Annotated in this window: 19 protein-coding genes; 8 read left to right on the forward strand and 11 right to left on the reverse strand. The window is 43.1% G+C overall.

Features of this window, described 5'->3' with window-relative positions; translation table 11 throughout:
* Positions 1-84 precede the first annotated feature (84 nt).
* From R7E51_RS07705 to R7E51_RS07715, 3 genes are all read left to right on the forward strand, one after another.
* On the forward strand, positions 85-1,860 hold the full coding sequence (locus R7E51_RS07705; RefSeq protein WP_085342833.1) for a terminase large subunit domain-containing protein: 1,776 nt from the start codon (positions 85-87) through the stop codon (positions 1,858-1,860).
* A complete protein-coding gene (locus R7E51_RS07710; RefSeq protein WP_206958097.1) occupies positions 1,857-2,885 on the forward strand; it encodes a phage portal protein in 1,029 nt (342 codons plus the stop codon). Before R7E51_RS07705 ends, R7E51_RS07710 begins: the two co-directional genes overlap by 4 nt.
* A 77-nt stretch (positions 2,886-2,962) precedes the next feature.
* Positions 2,963-3,214 (forward strand): ogr/Delta-like zinc finger family protein, encoded by a 252-nt coding sequence (locus R7E51_RS07715; protein WP_079765352.1) that lies wholly within the window; start codon positions 2,963-2,965, stop codon positions 3,212-3,214.
* Between the two features lies 1 nt (position 3,215).
* Here the strand turns inward: R7E51_RS07715 and R7E51_RS07720 are convergent, their stop codons facing one another.
* Complete coding sequence (locus tag R7E51_RS07720; RefSeq protein WP_180921059.1) at positions 3,216-3,443, reverse strand: hypothetical protein; 228 nt, start codon at positions 3,441-3,443, stop codon at positions 3,216-3,218.
* A gap of 424 nt (positions 3,444-3,867) precedes the next feature.
* On the opposite strand from R7E51_RS07720, the gene R7E51_RS07725 reads away from it, so the two are divergent.
* Both R7E51_RS07725 and R7E51_RS07730 read left to right on the forward strand, forming a co-directional pair.
* Complete coding sequence (locus R7E51_RS07725; protein ID WP_180902841.1) at positions 3,868-4,035, forward strand: hypothetical protein; 168 nt, start codon at positions 3,868-3,870, stop codon at positions 4,033-4,035.
* A 5-nt stretch (positions 4,036-4,040) separates the two neighbouring features.
* Complete coding sequence (locus R7E51_RS07730) at positions 4,041-4,553, forward strand: hypothetical protein (protein ID WP_206958099.1); 513 nt, start codon at positions 4,041-4,043, stop codon at positions 4,551-4,553.
* A 2-nt stretch (positions 4,554-4,555) separates the two neighbouring features.
* On the opposite strand, the gene R7E51_RS07735 is transcribed toward R7E51_RS07730, so the two are convergent.
* The 10 genes from R7E51_RS07735 to R7E51_RS07780 all read right to left on the reverse strand — a co-directional run bounded on the left by R7E51_RS07735 (position 4,556) and on the right by R7E51_RS07780 (position 10,607).
* Positions 4,556-4,846, reverse strand: a complete 291-nt coding sequence (locus R7E51_RS07735) for a hypothetical protein (RefSeq protein WP_318118728.1) — start codon at positions 4,844-4,846, stop codon at positions 4,556-4,558.
* Between the two features lie 178 nt (positions 4,847-5,024).
* Positions 5,025-5,600 (reverse strand): hypothetical protein, encoded by a 576-nt coding sequence (locus R7E51_RS07740; protein ID WP_025605273.1) that lies wholly within the window; start codon positions 5,598-5,600, stop codon positions 5,025-5,027.
* Positions 5,600-6,331 (reverse strand): AHH domain-containing protein, encoded by a 732-nt coding sequence (locus R7E51_RS07745; protein WP_206958100.1) that lies wholly within the window; start codon positions 6,329-6,331, stop codon positions 5,600-5,602. Before R7E51_RS07745 ends, R7E51_RS07740 begins: the two co-directional genes overlap by 1 nt.
* Before the next feature lie 184 nt (positions 6,332-6,515).
* Positions 6,516-8,603 (reverse strand): rolling circle replication-associated protein, encoded by a 2,088-nt coding sequence (locus R7E51_RS07750; protein ID WP_206958101.1) that lies wholly within the window; start codon positions 8,601-8,603, stop codon positions 6,516-6,518.
* Complete coding sequence (locus R7E51_RS07755; RefSeq protein WP_206958102.1) at positions 8,590-8,829, reverse strand: hypothetical protein; 240 nt, start codon at positions 8,827-8,829, stop codon at positions 8,590-8,592. The genes R7E51_RS07750 and R7E51_RS07755 overlap by 14 nt, the downstream gene beginning before the upstream one ends.
* Entirely contained in the window at positions 8,826-9,053 is a 228-nt protein-coding gene (locus R7E51_RS07760; protein WP_206958103.1) for a hypothetical protein, read from the reverse strand. The genes R7E51_RS07755 and R7E51_RS07760 overlap by 4 nt, the downstream gene beginning before the upstream one ends.
* Entirely contained in the window at positions 9,035-9,337 is a 303-nt protein-coding gene (locus R7E51_RS07765; RefSeq protein WP_206958104.1) for a hypothetical protein, read from the reverse strand. Before R7E51_RS07765 ends, R7E51_RS07760 begins: the two co-directional genes overlap by 19 nt.
* 62 nt (positions 9,338-9,399) lie before the next feature.
* A complete protein-coding gene (locus R7E51_RS07770; protein WP_206958106.1) occupies positions 9,400-9,735 on the reverse strand; it encodes a hypothetical protein in 336 nt (111 codons plus the stop codon).
* A 9-nt stretch (positions 9,736-9,744) separates the two neighbouring features.
* Positions 9,745-10,284 carry a phage regulatory CII family protein gene (locus tag R7E51_RS07775; RefSeq protein WP_149150497.1) on the reverse strand — a complete coding sequence of 180 codons (540 nt, stop codon included), beginning with the start codon at positions 10,282-10,284 and terminating at the stop codon, positions 9,745-9,747.
* A 110-nt stretch (positions 10,285-10,394) separates the two neighbouring features.
* Complete coding sequence (locus R7E51_RS07780) at positions 10,395-10,607, reverse strand: hypothetical protein (RefSeq protein ID WP_017821157.1); 213 nt, start codon at positions 10,605-10,607, stop codon at positions 10,395-10,397.
* A gap of 148 nt (positions 10,608-10,755) precedes the next feature.
* On the opposite strand from R7E51_RS07780, the gene R7E51_RS07785 reads away from it, so the two are divergent.
* From R7E51_RS07785 to R7E51_RS07795, 3 genes are all read left to right on the forward strand, one after another.
* On the forward strand, positions 10,756-11,397 hold the full coding sequence (locus tag R7E51_RS07785; protein WP_206958108.1) for a phage repressor protein CI: 642 nt from the start codon (positions 10,756-10,758) through the stop codon (positions 11,395-11,397).
* A gap of 129 nt (positions 11,398-11,526) precedes the next feature.
* Positions 11,527-12,924: a hypothetical protein gene (locus R7E51_RS07790; protein WP_206958110.1), complete on the forward strand. Its 1,398-nt coding sequence runs from the start codon at positions 11,527-11,529 to the stop codon at positions 12,922-12,924.
* A 92-nt stretch (positions 12,925-13,016) separates the two neighbouring features.
* Complete coding sequence (locus R7E51_RS07795; RefSeq protein ID WP_206958112.1) at positions 13,017-14,603, forward strand: DUF4041 domain-containing protein; 1,587 nt, start codon at positions 13,017-13,019, stop codon at positions 14,601-14,603.
* Positions 14,604-14,606 lie beyond the last annotated feature (3 nt).

Consider the following 14,606-nt stretch of genomic DNA (forward strand, 5'->3'; position numbering starts at 1 on the left):
CTACCAATTCGGATTTTGCCAAAACTAGAATTTTCAGGAATTTATCTAGGTCATCTGCAAGTTTTCGGCGCGTATGATGCAGCTATGGCATATTCAGATGAAATAAGAGAAGCCGCGAAAAAGCTTTATTTACGCGGTGTTCCTCCGAAAGAAATTGCAGCGCAACTGAACCTTAATAGTGAGCGCATCATTTATACCTGGGCGGAGAAATTCGGCTGGGCTTTGTTGCTTAATGAACTTTCTGTTGAGGAAATGATTAATCGTCGTTTGGCGGTGTTGATAGATAAGGATGAGAAAACCGATCAGCAGCTCAAGGAAATGGACAAGCTTATCGATCACCACGTTAAGCTGTTAAAAGCTCACGCTGATGCAAAAGCCAAAGTAGAGCGGCACCTTTCGCAAGGCAGTTCACCAAAGAGTGATGGTGACTCATCAAAACAAAGCAGCAGTAATGGCAACCGTAAAAAAAACCGTAAGAAAAACAGCATTGAGCACCTGACAGAAGATGACTTTAAAGGCTGGCACGAATCTCTGTTCAAATACCAGCACACGATGCGTAACAACATCAAACAGCGTATTCGTAATATTCTGAAGTCTCGCCAGATAGGCGCTACCTACTATTTCAGTGGTGAAGCCTTAGAAGATGCGATTCTGACTGGTGACAACCAAATTTTTCTTTCTGCATCACGCGCACAGGCTGAAGTTTTCCGCAGCTACATCATTGCGATTGGTAAAGAGTTCTTAGACATTGAGTTAACCGGCAACCCTATTATTCTCTCCAACGGTGCCGAACTGCGCTTTTTGTCCACCAACAGCAAAACAGCACAGAGTTATCACGGCCACGTTTATGTCGATGAATATTTCTGGATACCTAAGTTCGATGAGCTGAACAAACTTGCTTCGGCAATGGCAACGCATAAGAAGTGGCGCAAAACCTACTTTTCTACGCCATCGTCTAAGATGCACCAGGCTTATCCGTTCTGGACTGGTGACCAGTGGCGGAAAGGTAAAGACTCACGCGCCCACGTCGAATTCCCGACCTTTGATGAATTCCGAGACGGCGGGCGACTCTGCCCCGACAAACAGTGGCGTTATGCTGTCACCATTGAAGATGCGGCAAACGGTGGTTGTGACCTGTTTGACATTGAAGAACTGCGCGAAGAATACAGTGATGATGACTTCAAAAACCTGTTTATGTGTGTGTTTGTCGACGGTTCGCTGTCTGTCTTCAAATTCTCTGACCTCGAAAAAGGCATGGTGGATGCCGCCCACTGGCAGGACTTCAAGCCAAATAACAAACGTCCTTTTGCCAATCGGGAAGTTTGGTTAGGTTACGACCCAAGCCGAACCCGTGACAATGCCTGTTTGGTGGTTGTCGCACCGCCTGTAGTCGCGGGTGAACGTTTCCGTGTATTAGAAAAACACTATTGGAAAGGGCTTAACTTCCAATATCACGTTTCAGAAATAGAGAAAGTCTTTCAGCGCTACAAAGTGACTTACATCGGAGTCGACACCACTGGTATTGGCGGCGGTGTTTGGGACTTAATTTCTAAGAAATACCCACGTGAAGCTCACGCCATCCACTACAGCAACGAAAATAAGAACCGCTTGGTAATGAAGATGATTGACGTCGTAGAAGCCAAACGCCTGCAGTTCGATGCGCAGCACAAAGACATTGCCATGGCGTTTATGGCGATTAAGCGCGTCCCAACGGCCAGCGGTAACGCCATGACCTTTAAAGCAGAACGCAGCGAAACGACCGGACACGCCGATGCATTCTGGGCAATCTCTCACGCCATCATTAACGAACCGTTAGATCACTCAACACCAACTAAATCAACCTGGGCCACTGCAGCATGACCGAGCAAATGAACACTTTAGTCAAACAAGAAGAACACGCGCCAGAGTCGGTCTATCACATCGACTCCTCACCAGAGTCCATCGACTCAAACAGTTGGATGACCACCTATTCAGATTTGTTCTACAACGATGCCGATAACTATTGGGAACCACCGATTTCACGCAGCGGCTTAGCAGATATTGCTCGTGCCAACGCCTATCATGGCTCATTGTTGATTGCTCGGGCAAACTACGTAGCCGGACGCTTCCTAAATGGAGGCGCGACCCGCCGCCGACATATTCAAGCTTTTTGCCGTGATTACTTCACCTTTGGCGATGCTGCCTTTCTTAAAATCCGCGATGGTTTCAAACGTGTTGTTCGCTTGCATCCATTACCTGGCATGTACCTTCGCAGACGCAAAAACGGCAATTTCGTCATTCTGGAACGCGACAACCAGCAACGCGAATATAAAAAGGAAGATGTTATTTTCTTGCCTCAGTATGACCCGCAGCAACAAATCTACGGTTTGGCGGATTACTTGGGCAGCATTCAGAGCAGCTTGCTGAATAAAGACGCGACTTTGTTCCGCCGTCGCTACTATAAGAACGGCGCACACATGGGCTTTATCTTCTACGCCACCGACCCAAACCTTAGTGAAGAAGATGAAGAGATGTTGAAGCAGAAGATCGCCAGCTCTAAAGGCGTGGGTAACTTCCGCAGTATGTTTGTGAATATTCCGAACGGCAAAGAGAAAGGGATTCAGCTGATTCCGGTTGGTGATATCGCCACCAAAGATGAATTCGAACGCATTAAGAATATTACCGCGCAGGACATTCTTGTCGGCCACCGATTCCCTGTTGGTAAAGCTGGCATTATTCCTCAAGGCACAACCAGTTTAGGCGATCCAACGAAGATAGGCAGTGAATACGCCAAGGATGAGATCATTCCTGTTTGTGAGTTGATTATGGATGAGGTGAACTCAGACCCAGAGGTACCTAAGCATTTGCGGCTTAATTTCAATCTAATACATGGAGATACTGCCTAACCACCCTCCAAAACTGTATAAAAACACAGCCTTTTGACGTATGATTATTAAGTCAGTCAATAAGCTAGGTGTTTTATATGAGAGTGTTGTGCCCGGAGTGTGGAAGCAAAAGCCGTATCCAAAAATCCAACCGCTTAACCAACAGTCATTCAGATTTGTATTGCAGCTGCAGTGACCCAGAATGTGGACATACATTTGTGATGAATTTGTCTTACAGCCATACGTTGAGCCCATCAGCAAAAACGACAAGCCAACTGGCATTCAACTTGTGTAAGGCGTTGCCGCCAGAGGCACGGCAACAGCTCAAACACCAACTATCTATGTTGTAAATTACTTCGACATAAAAGCAGTACTCTCCGTTTCACAAGCCATCTCGATAATACTCAAGATGGCTTTTTGTTTTTTGGAGTCCAACTGCCCTTTCGCATCCGCCAGTATTAAACCTGCTATGTATGCACCTGCCGCTCGAGTTCGCTCTGTCGCCTCACTATTTGCTACACCATCAATGACGATCTCTAAAGCAGACAACATGATATCGTTTTGATTTTTATCCGACATATCAACACCCTTACTAATCACCACTGAAATATACTGTATATCTATACAGGTTTCCACAGTGGTTTTTTTGACATTCCTTTGTCTTCAAAAATTTTCTTTCGTTTCTGTGAAGTAGGAATAACCTAGCCACTTCTCTACTTGAACCACCTATAACTGGGCTCCTTACTCAAGACGACCGCAGCTTATTGAAGCTTATAAAAGACGACGTACGTAGTAACAAAAGCGCGTATTATTTGACGAAACAGCCAAAATGATGGAGACTTAGCACATGTAAAGTGTTTTATGAAAGCTCTTTACTATCGAAACAACCACTTACCAAAAGTGGAGCTGAGCAAGGACTGCAGGCTACTGTTTCAAATCTAATTTCCCCTTTTTTATTTACTCCCAAATTTATACAACTACTGTTGTACGGAGAAGTGTAGACATGAGCACAAGTGTAGCTGCGAGAGCAAATGCCGCCATGATGAGCGGTAAAAAACTTTCATCTTACGACTTGCCAAAAGAAGTAAAGCGCCAGATAGCTCAACGACGTTATTCTCAAAAAGAGATTAATGAGCGTTTCAAAGCCTACCGAGCATCAAAAGTGGTCTAAGTGCAATGTGGAAGCACAATACTTTTGGCGACATTATAGAAGAAGAGGGCGATTTTGTAGGTTATGTTGCCTACGCCCTCTACAAAGAACAAAAAGTAAAATGGATTCACGCATATAAGGATAAAACGGGTGAATACCCAACACCTACCCAAATAGAAGTCTATTTCAACACATTCCACTCTTCCCAAGACTGCATAAATAAATTCAGAGCAGATGCAGAGCGTATGCTGAACGAATATATTGACTTTTCATTCTCTGAAGAACTAGAAGCTTATCAGGAAGTGGTCAAAGAAGAAGAAATTGTTCAAGCAGTACACAAACCTTTCAAAGTTGCAGTCTGGGAAAACTTAACAGCTGCGTTAATTGCTTCAGCAATCATAGCTGTTGGTTCCGTAATGTACTGGCAAAACTTCGAGCGCGAAGCGATGGAAAGCAAGATAAAAATTTTGGAGAATACTCAGCAAGAGCTACTAACGGAGATTTCTTCTAGACCTCTAGACAAATCGCTTTCAGACTAGCATCACATCAACGGCCAATCATCTTCCACCTCTGGGAAGAACGACAGGTCTGGTTGTTGATACTCTTGCTTTTCTGGTTGGGCTAATGCCTGGTCCCAACCTTCAAAATTCATCCAACGATTGTTTTCTGCAGGTGGGCGGGTAACTTCAACCAGCTGAGCTAGACGAACGTTGCCGTACTCATCGACCTCCGCTGCGCGGATTTGGATACTAGTCTTATCATCAATGCGTAAAGTACTGCCTTTTAGCAGTGCGGCCAGTGCCGTTTCATCAATATTTGGTGGTGAAGTCACCCTATCCTTCATTGGTTCAAGTATTCGGGATAGCTGCTCGCTAACCTGTGACTCGCGATGCTCCGTACAGTTATTGACAGAACTCCGAGAATTAAACCCTAGGTTTCTAATATTGAATATAAGCAGAGCTCTCGCTCTGCTTTCTTTGCGGAAGGGTTGTTTAAAATCAGGTTATTCGTTAACTGAATGGATCTGTCAGATTAGAAGAGAATACGAGCCCATTAAGCTGGTTTTGTTCACACATAGCCTTGAGCCTCTCTGTACAATATAAGTTGCTAGCCCCTTCTAATCTTGATTTAAAGATCACTTTATCTTTCACATCATCATCAATGAATGCAAGAACCTCTAACCCATCAGGGCTTCCATATGAGATCTTCTCTACACACTTTTGTCTATCTTCTTTTCCAAAAGTCAGCGATGTATATAAATACCATTGTTCACCTTGATAGTTGACAGGTAAAAAATCCCCGCTTTCAGATAAGCAACTATTTAGAGCTTCATATGCCCTCGGAGATAAAACAAGATATGTTCGTAACCATAAGCTAATATCAGGCAATACAGAGTTATCGGTTAATACATCTTCAAACTCGACCTCCGCAGGCTTCCAAATATCTTTCAGAGATTTATTTTCAACAGCCTGCAATAAGATTCTCTCAAAATAGTCGAAATCCCCCAACTGGGTAGCGATTTCATCTGGGCCAGAACATACCGACTGAAACTTAGTTAAATCATCTGTAATTTTATAAACCGTCATCATCCTTTCCAAACTTCATTCTTAGCTTCCAAGACCTCTTTAGGGTAGGTGCCACTCTTTAACTCCATTTTGACCCGAAGTAAGTTAGCCTCAAAGTGCTGTTTACTCAGAATACCCTTCGAAAATTTGGAACTAATCCAAGTTTCATAATTAAATGTATGGATCGAACGGTGAGCCGGAGACTTAGGTGCTTCCCAGTTAAAGTCCGTATGCTTCGCATAATTTGTTAACCAAACACCATTTACGGGCGCATTTATGCCAATTTTATGCATGTGCAAATTTAATCTTGCGGCTCTCATTTCTGCTTTTCTAAACCTTCCCGAGCCAGGAATGATATGGTGAGGCTCATGGTTTTTAGTTGGTTTAGGCTCTCCTGCAGCGGTTAGATTATTAGCTAGTTTCGTCGTCGGATGATGCTTTTCAACGAACAACTCTTTCGCATTTTTTTTTAAGTTTTCTGCAGAGTACGATTGCAACTTAGCTTGCATATCTTCAACTCGAGCATGAGCAATGAGTTCAATCCTCATTTTTTTCAAAAACCTCAAGTCTTGTGCTTCAAACTGCAATCGTTTTGCTCTTTGCTGTTCAGTTTCACCCGCAGGTGGAGCCACACGATACTTGCTATAGAAATCGTCGACTAACGCATCAAAACGATCTAAGGCCAACTCAGCTGCAGTTGGATTACTAGGACGATTGGTTTTTCGTCTAACTATACTCAAATTATGCTTCATACTCGTATCCCTCGAACAAACAAAGCCGTTGGATAACATTCACATAACTGACGAGCAAATAATCAATAGCCTTTATGTGGCCTACAGCTCAGATTTTTATGCAAACAATAGCACTTTAAATCAACTTTAAGAAATAGCGGTTCACTACTCTAACCTTTAAGTTCTTATGACGACACAAACCGGACTAACTCAATATTGGAAAAAGCCGCCCCTCAAGATAATCTGCCGTAATGCTATGCCAATAAGAAAGCTCACTTTCATCAACTTCCATGTGTGGTATAGATTCATGTAATAGTGATTGCCAATAGGACTGATTCTCCTTAAATCGCTGATATTCAGATTGATAGAAGTGACTCGCGTCTTGTTTTATATCGCTCAGGTCCAAATCCCTGCAGTTCAATGACCACCCTCTTGCACCAGCAGCCCAAACCATAAACTTGTCTACTTTATCCTTAGCCAGTTCTCCCTCAAACGTAATGCAGAAGCGATTGCTCGTATTCACGTGTACTCCCCTGCTATGCAAGTTCTGACTCAGCTTTTCGGCCTGCTTTTCCAAACGGATGATTCTCTGATAAAGCTTGTTCTGATACTCCTCAGATTTCTGCTGCTTTTTGGCGATCGCTTTGGCCTTGATGGTTTGCTCTTTGGCATTTCGTAGCTTGCGGATTTGCCGCTTAATTGGCTTTTTCCACTGCTCAAGTTTGTAGCCCAACTCCTTAATTATTGCGGTCATATTGCCAGCTTCAAACGAAGCAAGAGTTTCCCAGGCAGGAGCTCTTGAGCACTTCGCGATATTGTATCTATTTCCCTTGATTAGCCCTTGATCAGCATTTTCACCTTTCGCGGCATAGCCAACAGCCTTGATAATGTAGGAACCGGCGGCTTTTGGCTTTTTGATTCGCTCTAGTTTCGCAAATCCATGTCCCCATATTTTTTCAAGTCGCTTAGCCCAAGGGCTAAAGAGATGCTCTGGTACCGTCCAGCGTAGCAAAATATGAACGTGCGGATTAGGCTCTCCATCTTCATTAGCTGGACACTCGGCTACCCATATGTAATGGAAATCAGCAGGCAAGTAAGTCGGGCCAACATCGCCGGGCTGAACATGTTTAGCAACTTTCTCCTGAGATAAGTCGCAGTACTTTCGTCCACTATCTTTATCAACTTGGATGGTATGGTCCGCAACCCAGCCGCGTTGATACATTTTCTTTGCGCCATCAAGAAAACGAGAGACTTCTTTACCTATTGTTGTCTCTAAAGTTTTTTCCATCGAGAACTCTTGCTTGGGCTTTTGTTTAAGGTCGCAATATGGGCCGACTATGACATTGCCCTGGTTCATAGCTTTAACACGCTTACTATCTGAGGTTGGAAACAGCCAGTATTCTCCACCAATATCCGTGATTGGTTGGTCAACTTTCTTTTCGCCACGCTTGGGATGTATTGTCACCATGTTGCGCTTATAGATTATTGGGTGATGCGATCCCATACTGACACACTCACTTCCATCCAACATTCCACCGAATATGGCCATCCGTTGTGCCTTGGTGAAAGTCAGCGTCAGAAAAGTAGAGAAACCACCATGGCAAGCTGCAGTGTAAGCCCCTGCCTCAAAGATTTTAGAAACAGAACGGGACGTCAGCTTTTCCGAGAACCTGTCACCACTGTTTTCCGCAGGCGCAGCACTAGATGGCGTTTCGGTTACCGCCTGAAACTTATAAGTTTCATTCCAAGACCGGTGCATTAGCTGCATTGAAATAGGAATCTTTTTAGGTTCGCCTTGTCCTCGTTTTCCATTCTGATTGAGAATGGCAGGTTTGGAGCGCTCGTTCGTTTCATACAAAGCATCATGGCTAAAGTTGGCGTCGGCATTGCTGATGATACTTTTAGGGCGTAGAGACTTGCTCAGACTCATCAACTGCTTAATTTGCTTGTCTTTTCTGTGGCGAAATTTCTCTGTCGGACTTTTGCGCCCTTTGACTAGCCTATACTCTTCGGCGATTCTCGCCGCCGCTTCGCGGTCGTGTTCCGAGAGGTAATTTACAGATTTATAGAAGTCAGTTCGCTCTTGAAGATCTCGCTCACGCTTAGACTTTCGATTGGGAACGCGGTCATATATCGCTATTTTTTTGACCATTCCGCTATTCAGAAGCGCTTGTTCTTGGTCTGAGTAAATTTTGGAACCTAAAAAACCAGCATTATAGCTGGCGTCATTATTTTTGATTCGGTCCAGGGGCATCACTGCCCCACCGATATAGAGAAGGTCAGATTGGTTCATACTCTATCCCTAATTTTTCTTTCGAAAACTTAACGAATAGTGTCTGTGTATCAGGAGACTTCAGAAAATCTTCGACCTCTTCTAGTCGAATAGTCATCGTTATGCCCCATCCTTCCGGCCCAGCAAAATATGCAATAGCACACTTTTCATATGTCTTTGTTCGTCCTTCCAAAATTTGAATGGCATCATCACCGACACTAACTGAAGTGATCCTTTTATTTTTCATACCGCCTCCAGTTCTTGGGTCGTTACCAACATAAAGCCGCCTTTCCCATTGCCTTTGCTCAAAACGCCTTTGGTTAAATGAGTGCAACTGAGGGATACACACGCTTGTTCGATCGCTTGATCTAGCGAGTCGAAGTCGCCAACCATTACATTGGCAACTTCTTGAGTGTCTTCATGGCGGATAACACCGCCAGCTGGACAAAGCGTTATTGCGGCGTATTGCATAAGACAGGCTCCAGCTCTTTCTCATCGCGACGAACGGCAACGCGTTCAATCAGGTAATCTTCAATGTTCAGTAGCTCTTCAAGCGCACGCTCTTTATCAACCAATACAACGTTGTGAGCGTGATTCGTTGTGTTTTCGTCGAACACAATCACGTTGAGAAGGCTCATTTTTGATGAGTACTCGATACGAATACTGATGACGTCTGAGCTATCCAACGCCAAAGCGAACAGACTATTGATGGTTGTTTGGATAGCGAGTTTGTTTGCAACTTCATTTAGATTCATCTTTTATGCTCCTACGCTAAGACGAAAAAAGCCCCCTGTTACAGGGGCAAAGGCTTGGAGAATTAATGGGTACTACTGAATTGGTAATGCTTGAGGCGTCGAACGTCACCAAGATTGCGATCGAACAACGTAGCGATTTCTTTAATCTGTTGCATGCCGCTACGGATTTTTTGAAGCTCCAAATCATTAAAGCTTTCAAACTCTCGCACATGCTCCGAGGCTTTCAGATCACCGGCGACTAAAACCATACCGCGAAAGCGTGGTGGCATAGCGTCCCACAATTTTTTCAACTTGCCGCGTGTAGCGGAACCATTGAACAAAGCTTTACAAGCGGCGATGCTCTCGCTGGCGTTGGGTATTTGCTTTTGTTGTTCTTGTTGAATAGCTAGCTGACTCATTGGTTCTCCTTAGGCTAAGCCTGGAAGTGACGCACCGTTGACTAGGAAATCTGTGCCCATTTGCATGAGTGGCTGAAAGCCGGTGGTGCGGTTTTCTAAATCGTTGACGAACAAAACCAAGTTGCCGATGGCCGCTTGAACCTTGGCAATGGTTTTGCGCTTTTGACTGCGAGGTAAACGGTCTGCACTGCACATGTGCATTGCATCGCTAGACAGCTCACCTGAATATTGGTTGTTAAGTAACGTGCGCTCTAAAAGGTTCTTCTCTTCCCCGTCTTGAGGTAAATGAACCGTCACGACACCTAGGTCAGCAAAGAGTGTGTTCACAATGGTGTAATCGCCGGATTCTTTGCTCAGCAATGCCAAATCCACTGGGTCCAGCTTGTGCGGCTGTTCTGGGTTTAGCTTGTTACGCAGCATTCTCCCAGTTAGGCCGATGCGTGGAGCCAGCTTTTCCATATTATGATTGATAGCGAAGTCGCAGCATGCAGCGTTAAAAGATTGCTGTTTGCGTTCGCGGAATCCGCACATAGCGATATTTGCGTCCATGATCCACACTCTTACATGAAAGGCGGTACGAGAATGACAACCAACGAGAACTCATTTAGCCACATTGGGCAGTGCGTTTTAGTTGGAATAAGAAAGGAAAAGCCCATTACTTACCCAAGTGCAGCAATGGCTTCACGAGCCGCCATTTCGTGCATAGCAACCATGTTAATCAGCGGCTTATCGCGGCGTTTGTCTTTGGGCTTGATGATGACGCGACCTTCAGTCACGTATTGTTTGATGGTGCCCATAGGTAAACCAGTAAGGCGAGAGTATTCTTCGTAAGTCACATATGGACTTAGTGGAGGTATCTTGTACGTTAACATAGTGATATCCTTGCTTTTATGTCTATCTTCTTCGGCTGTCTCTTGCTTTGGTCGGCGCGACTTCCGAAATACACAAGAATTATTGATCGTCATTCTCGAACTTTCAACAAAAAATGACAAATTAATTCGAAAACGAGAACTTTAAGTCATGAACATTCGTAAAATAGAACCTTTCGATTATTTGAAAGGCACTGATTTCACAGAAAATTTGAAGAATCTGACAGGATGTAAGAACTTTCAAGAAATGGCGTTCGTATATGGCGTACCCAAAAGTACTTTCAGCACTTGGAATACTCATAATCGAACTTCCCATGAACTCATGGTTAGAGCTCATTTAGCTTTGGGAATCCCAATGGTGGATTTGGCGTTAAAGCCAGAAGACCGGTTTAAGGCTCACTCAGCGATAAAAAATACTGCCGAAGAAGCAAGCGCCACAGCTTCACCTCAACACAACTCAGTACAGATCAAAAGCTATTGCTTAACCAATGGGGAGCTTTTAGATACTGGTGAACTGCCCTACGCTATCCGTAGAATTAACAGCTTCAACCTAAATACTGACGCGACGATTGAAGTTGAAACTAATGAAGCTTTATATCTCGTTGACAAAAGCTCTACGAACCCAGCTTCGGGCAAATATTTAATAGATATTGACGGTACTTTGTCGATCAACCATATCCAACGCTTACCGGGCAAAAAGCTGGCTGTTGTGTTTGGTGACAGCACCGTTGAAGTTTCAGAAAAAGATATAAAAGTAATTGGCCGTGTGGCGGTAACGTTAAGAACAGAATAATTATTTAAATTGGTTGTCTAGAAAAATGAACATTACAAATGACTTGGTTTTTTACGACTGTAATGCAGTTTTAAGCCATCAAAAGCTTGAAAGTCTATCAGAAACTGGTGAAGTATCGGAGGCTATGTGATGAAAACGAGTGAAAAACTAAATCTTAAGGTCACCCAGCCTATAATCAAACGCATTGAATCAGCAGTAGAAACATTGGATCGCTACTCTGGCCGCAAAGGTACTTCAGTTAACCAGTTTATATCATATTTAAAAGAGGCACTCTCAAAAATCGTGTCTCAAAACGAAGGCCAAGAATATCTCGAAGATGAAAAAAATATAAGCGGGGCTAATATTTTACCGTACAAAATAATTTCGAGATATGAGTTCGAAAACGTACATATCTTATTGATACAATTAAAACATGAAGCAGAAATTGGGAATGCTGGTTCACTGACTTATGCAATTTCGAATGGCATATACGAAATTTGGCAAGAAATAGCAGAATTCAATAATATTTCGTTGGAATCATCAGAATTTGAATTAAAGAAGATGACACTCCAATTATATGCTAGACAAAATGAGTTAAATATCAGACATCAAGAAGTGCTTAAAGAGTTGGAAGAGCGCTCGAAGTCCGCATCTACTGATATTACTCAATTAGCTAAGAAGTATGTCACTCAGACACACAGAGACCTTGAAGATATAACAGAAGAGCGCAAAGAAGTCCTTCATCAATTTATCGTCGATAACCAGAATCAACTCAACAATGCAATCAGAAAAACTTCATCAGAGGCAATACTAGAAATTCAAAAGTCACAGACAAGTGCACAACAGTCTTTTGACGAGCATATAAGTGAAATTATCGGTTCAATAAACAAAAGGGTTGATGAAAAAATTTCTAGCTATGACGAGCAAAAATCTCAAATGGAGATTGCTTTCAAGCAAAAAATTGAAGCTGTAGAGAGTCTGATTTCTATCGTTACATCAGGAGTTATGGCGGATCAACATATAAAACAGGCAAACACTGAACGCAATGTTTATTGGGCTCTTCAGGTATTTGGCTTTTTATTCATGATCGCTGCTATATATTCTGGTTCTGTATTTTTCAGCGAGATAACAAATATTCGTCTTCCATTTTTGCCAAAACCTGACTTGGTGATCCACGTGGATGGTGCGATTGGGTCGGGACAGAACCCTACAACTCTCATGTTCATGCGTTTATCGATGATTATCTTGCTAACTGCACCAGCTATCTATTTATTAAAAGAAGCGGCAGTTCATAGACACAAAGAAAACCTATATCGTCAGCGTGGTATTCAGTTAGCAACAATCTCTCCATATCTAGAAGAGTTAGAAAAAGAAGAACGTGCAGCTATCAAAAAAGAACTTGTGGCTTCTTTCTTTCAGTTCCATGACGGCAAAGCAGACACTCAAAATGTTCCTGACTTTATAAGGGACATGCGTGAGATGGTAGGGATCGCAAAGTCCATAAACGGACAGAAGAAAACTATGCGTGAAAGGCTTGGTAGAAAATAAAATATACGGTCACTTTCACCTAACAAATAACTAAGCGAGTGACCTAACTTAAGAACAAATAATTATTAATTGGTTGTCTAGGAGCAAACGTTATGGATACAGGTACTGTAATCGCCCTCATTATTTTCTTTTTACCGATATTGCTACTCACTATCAGTATCAGAAGAGCTAAAAAGAACAAGAAAACATTCGAAGAGAAGCTTGCCGATACAAATAGGCAACTCGAATACGCAAATGGAAAAGTTGCTCGCCTTGAAGAAGAGCGAAGAGACTTGAAAACTAAGTATGGGCCAATCATAGATATAGAAGGTCATGCAGCCAAATTACTCGATGAAGCAGAAGAAGATGCAGCATCTAAACGAGATCAATCTTTAAAGTTGCTAGCTGAAGCCGAAGCAAACGCGGACGAAATTCGCCAGGAAGCGAAGTCTATCAGGTCAGAAGCGACTCAACGATTGAAAGATTCGAAAGAAAAAGCCGAAGTAATTAAGAGTGAGGCTAGAGCCGAAGCTGAGAAAGTTATCAGCTTTGCTGAGGCTCAAGCGAAGAAAATTGCAGGCGATGCATACGAAGCTAAAGCAAAAGCAGACTCGTATGATAAAGCTATTCGTGCAATGCGAAACACCATTGAAGGCTACAAGGATGACTACATTATCCCGAACCACTCTGTGTTAGACGATTTAGCTGATGAGTTTGGTCATAAAGAAGCAGGTGAAGAACTCAAAGCGGCAAGGAAGAGAGTTAGAGATATGGTTAAGGATGGTTATGCTGGCGCCTGTGATTATGCAGAAGTTCACCGCAAAACCTATGCCATTCATTTTGCTGTCGATGCATTTAACGGGAAAGTAGACAGCGCACTAGCGAAAGTTAAACATGATAATTACGGGAAAATTAAACAAGAAATCATCGACGCTTTTGCTCTCGTTAATCACAACGGCACCCCTTTCAGAAATGCACGCATCAATCAAGAGTACCTAGATGCAAGACTCAATGAGCTTAAATGGGCAGTAGCCACTTTTGAGCTCAAAAAAATCGAAAGAGAAGAACAAGCCGAAATCAAAGCGCAAATTCGAGAAGAAGAACGAGCTATTAGAGAAATGGAAAAAGCTCGTAAAGAAGCAGAGAAAGAAGAACGTATGCTTCAAAAAGCGCTTGAGAAAGCTCGATCTGAACTTGCGGTAGCCAATGATGAACAGAGAGCTCAATATGAAGCACAGCTCGCAGAACTAGAAGTTAAACTTCAAGAAGCGGAAGAAAAAGGCCAACGAGCTCTTTCTATGGCTCAGCAAACACGAAGAGGTCACGTTTACGTTATTAGTAACATCGGCAGCTTTGGTGAAGAAGTCTTTAAAATTGGCATGACCCGCAGACTAGAACCAATGGATCGAGTCAAAGAATTAGGAGACGCTTCCGTTCCGTTCTCATTTGATGTTCACGCAATGATTTACAGTGAAGACGCCCCAGCCCTAGAAAAAGAACTTCACAGAAGATTTGATTTGGATTCTGTTAACAAAGTTAACCCACGAAAAGAGTTCTTTAGAACTTCAGTAGCGGAAATTAAACAAGCTGTTGAACACCAGGGGGTTACCGATGTCCATTGGACGCTTAAAGCCGAAGCAGCAGAGTACCGTGAGAGCCTAGCTATAGAGAAAGAACAACAAGCGGAAGCTGTGGCGTAGGTA

Source organism: Vibrio sp. Vb1166 (genome assembly GCF_033338695.1).
In the GTDB taxonomy this organism is placed as follows: domain Bacteria; phylum Pseudomonadota; class Gammaproteobacteria; order Enterobacterales; family Vibrionaceae; genus Vibrio; species Vibrio alginolyticus.

Bases quoted from the DNA above. Each gene is read 5' to 3' on its own strand.
- R7E51_RS07790 (WP_206958110.1), top strand. From the start codon at position 11,527: ATGAAAACGAGTGAAAAACTAAATCTTAAGGTCACCCAGCCTATAATC.
- R7E51_RS07715 (WP_079765352.1), top strand. From the start codon at position 2,963: ATGAGAGTGTTGTGCCCGGAGTGTGGAAGCAAAAGCCGTATCCAAAAA.
- R7E51_RS07775 (WP_149150497.1), bottom strand. From the start codon at position 10,284: ATGGACGCAAATATCGCTATGTGCGGATTCCGCGAACGCAAACAGCAA.
- R7E51_RS07760 (WP_206958103.1), bottom strand. From the start codon at position 9,053: ATGCAATACGCCGCAATAACGCTTTGTCCAGCTGGCGGTGTTATCCGC.
- R7E51_RS07740 (WP_025605273.1), bottom strand. From the start codon at position 5,600: ATGACGGTTTATAAAATTACAGATGATTTAACTAAGTTTCAGTCGGTA.
- R7E51_RS07765 (WP_206958104.1), bottom strand. From the start codon at position 9,337: ATGAATCTAAATGAAGTTGCAAACAAACTCGCTATCCAAACAACCATC.
- R7E51_RS07785 (WP_206958108.1), top strand. From the start codon at position 10,756: ATGAACATTCGTAAAATAGAACCTTTCGATTATTTGAAAGGCACTGAT.
- R7E51_RS07725 (WP_180902841.1), top strand. From the start codon at position 3,868: ATGAGCACAAGTGTAGCTGCGAGAGCAAATGCCGCCATGATGAGCGGT.
- R7E51_RS07780 (WP_017821157.1), bottom strand. From the start codon at position 10,607: ATGTTAACGTACAAGATACCTCCACTAAGTCCATATGTGACTTACGAA.
- R7E51_RS07710 (WP_206958097.1), top strand. From the start codon at position 1,857: ATGACCGAGCAAATGAACACTTTAGTCAAACAAGAAGAACACGCGCCA.
- R7E51_RS07745 (WP_206958100.1), bottom strand. From the start codon at position 6,331: ATGAAGCATAATTTGAGTATAGTTAGACGAAAAACCAATCGTCCTAGT.
- R7E51_RS07705 (WP_085342833.1), top strand. From the start codon at position 85: ATGGCATATTCAGATGAAATAAGAGAAGCCGCGAAAAAGCTTTATTTA.
- R7E51_RS07755 (WP_206958102.1), bottom strand. From the start codon at position 8,829: ATGAAAAATAAAAGGATCACTTCAGTTAGTGTCGGTGATGATGCCATT.
- R7E51_RS07795 (WP_206958112.1), top strand. From the start codon at position 13,017: ATGGATACAGGTACTGTAATCGCCCTCATTATTTTCTTTTTACCGATA.
- R7E51_RS07750 (WP_206958101.1), bottom strand. From the start codon at position 8,603: ATGAACCAATCTGACCTTCTCTATATCGGTGGGGCAGTGATGCCCCTG.
- R7E51_RS07720 (WP_180921059.1), bottom strand. From the start codon at position 3,443: ATGTCGGATAAAAATCAAAACGATATCATGTTGTCTGCTTTAGAGATC.
- R7E51_RS07730 (WP_206958099.1), top strand. From the start codon at position 4,041: ATGTGGAAGCACAATACTTTTGGCGACATTATAGAAGAAGAGGGCGAT.
- R7E51_RS07770 (WP_206958106.1), bottom strand. From the start codon at position 9,735: ATGAGTCAGCTAGCTATTCAACAAGAACAACAAAAGCAAATACCCAAC.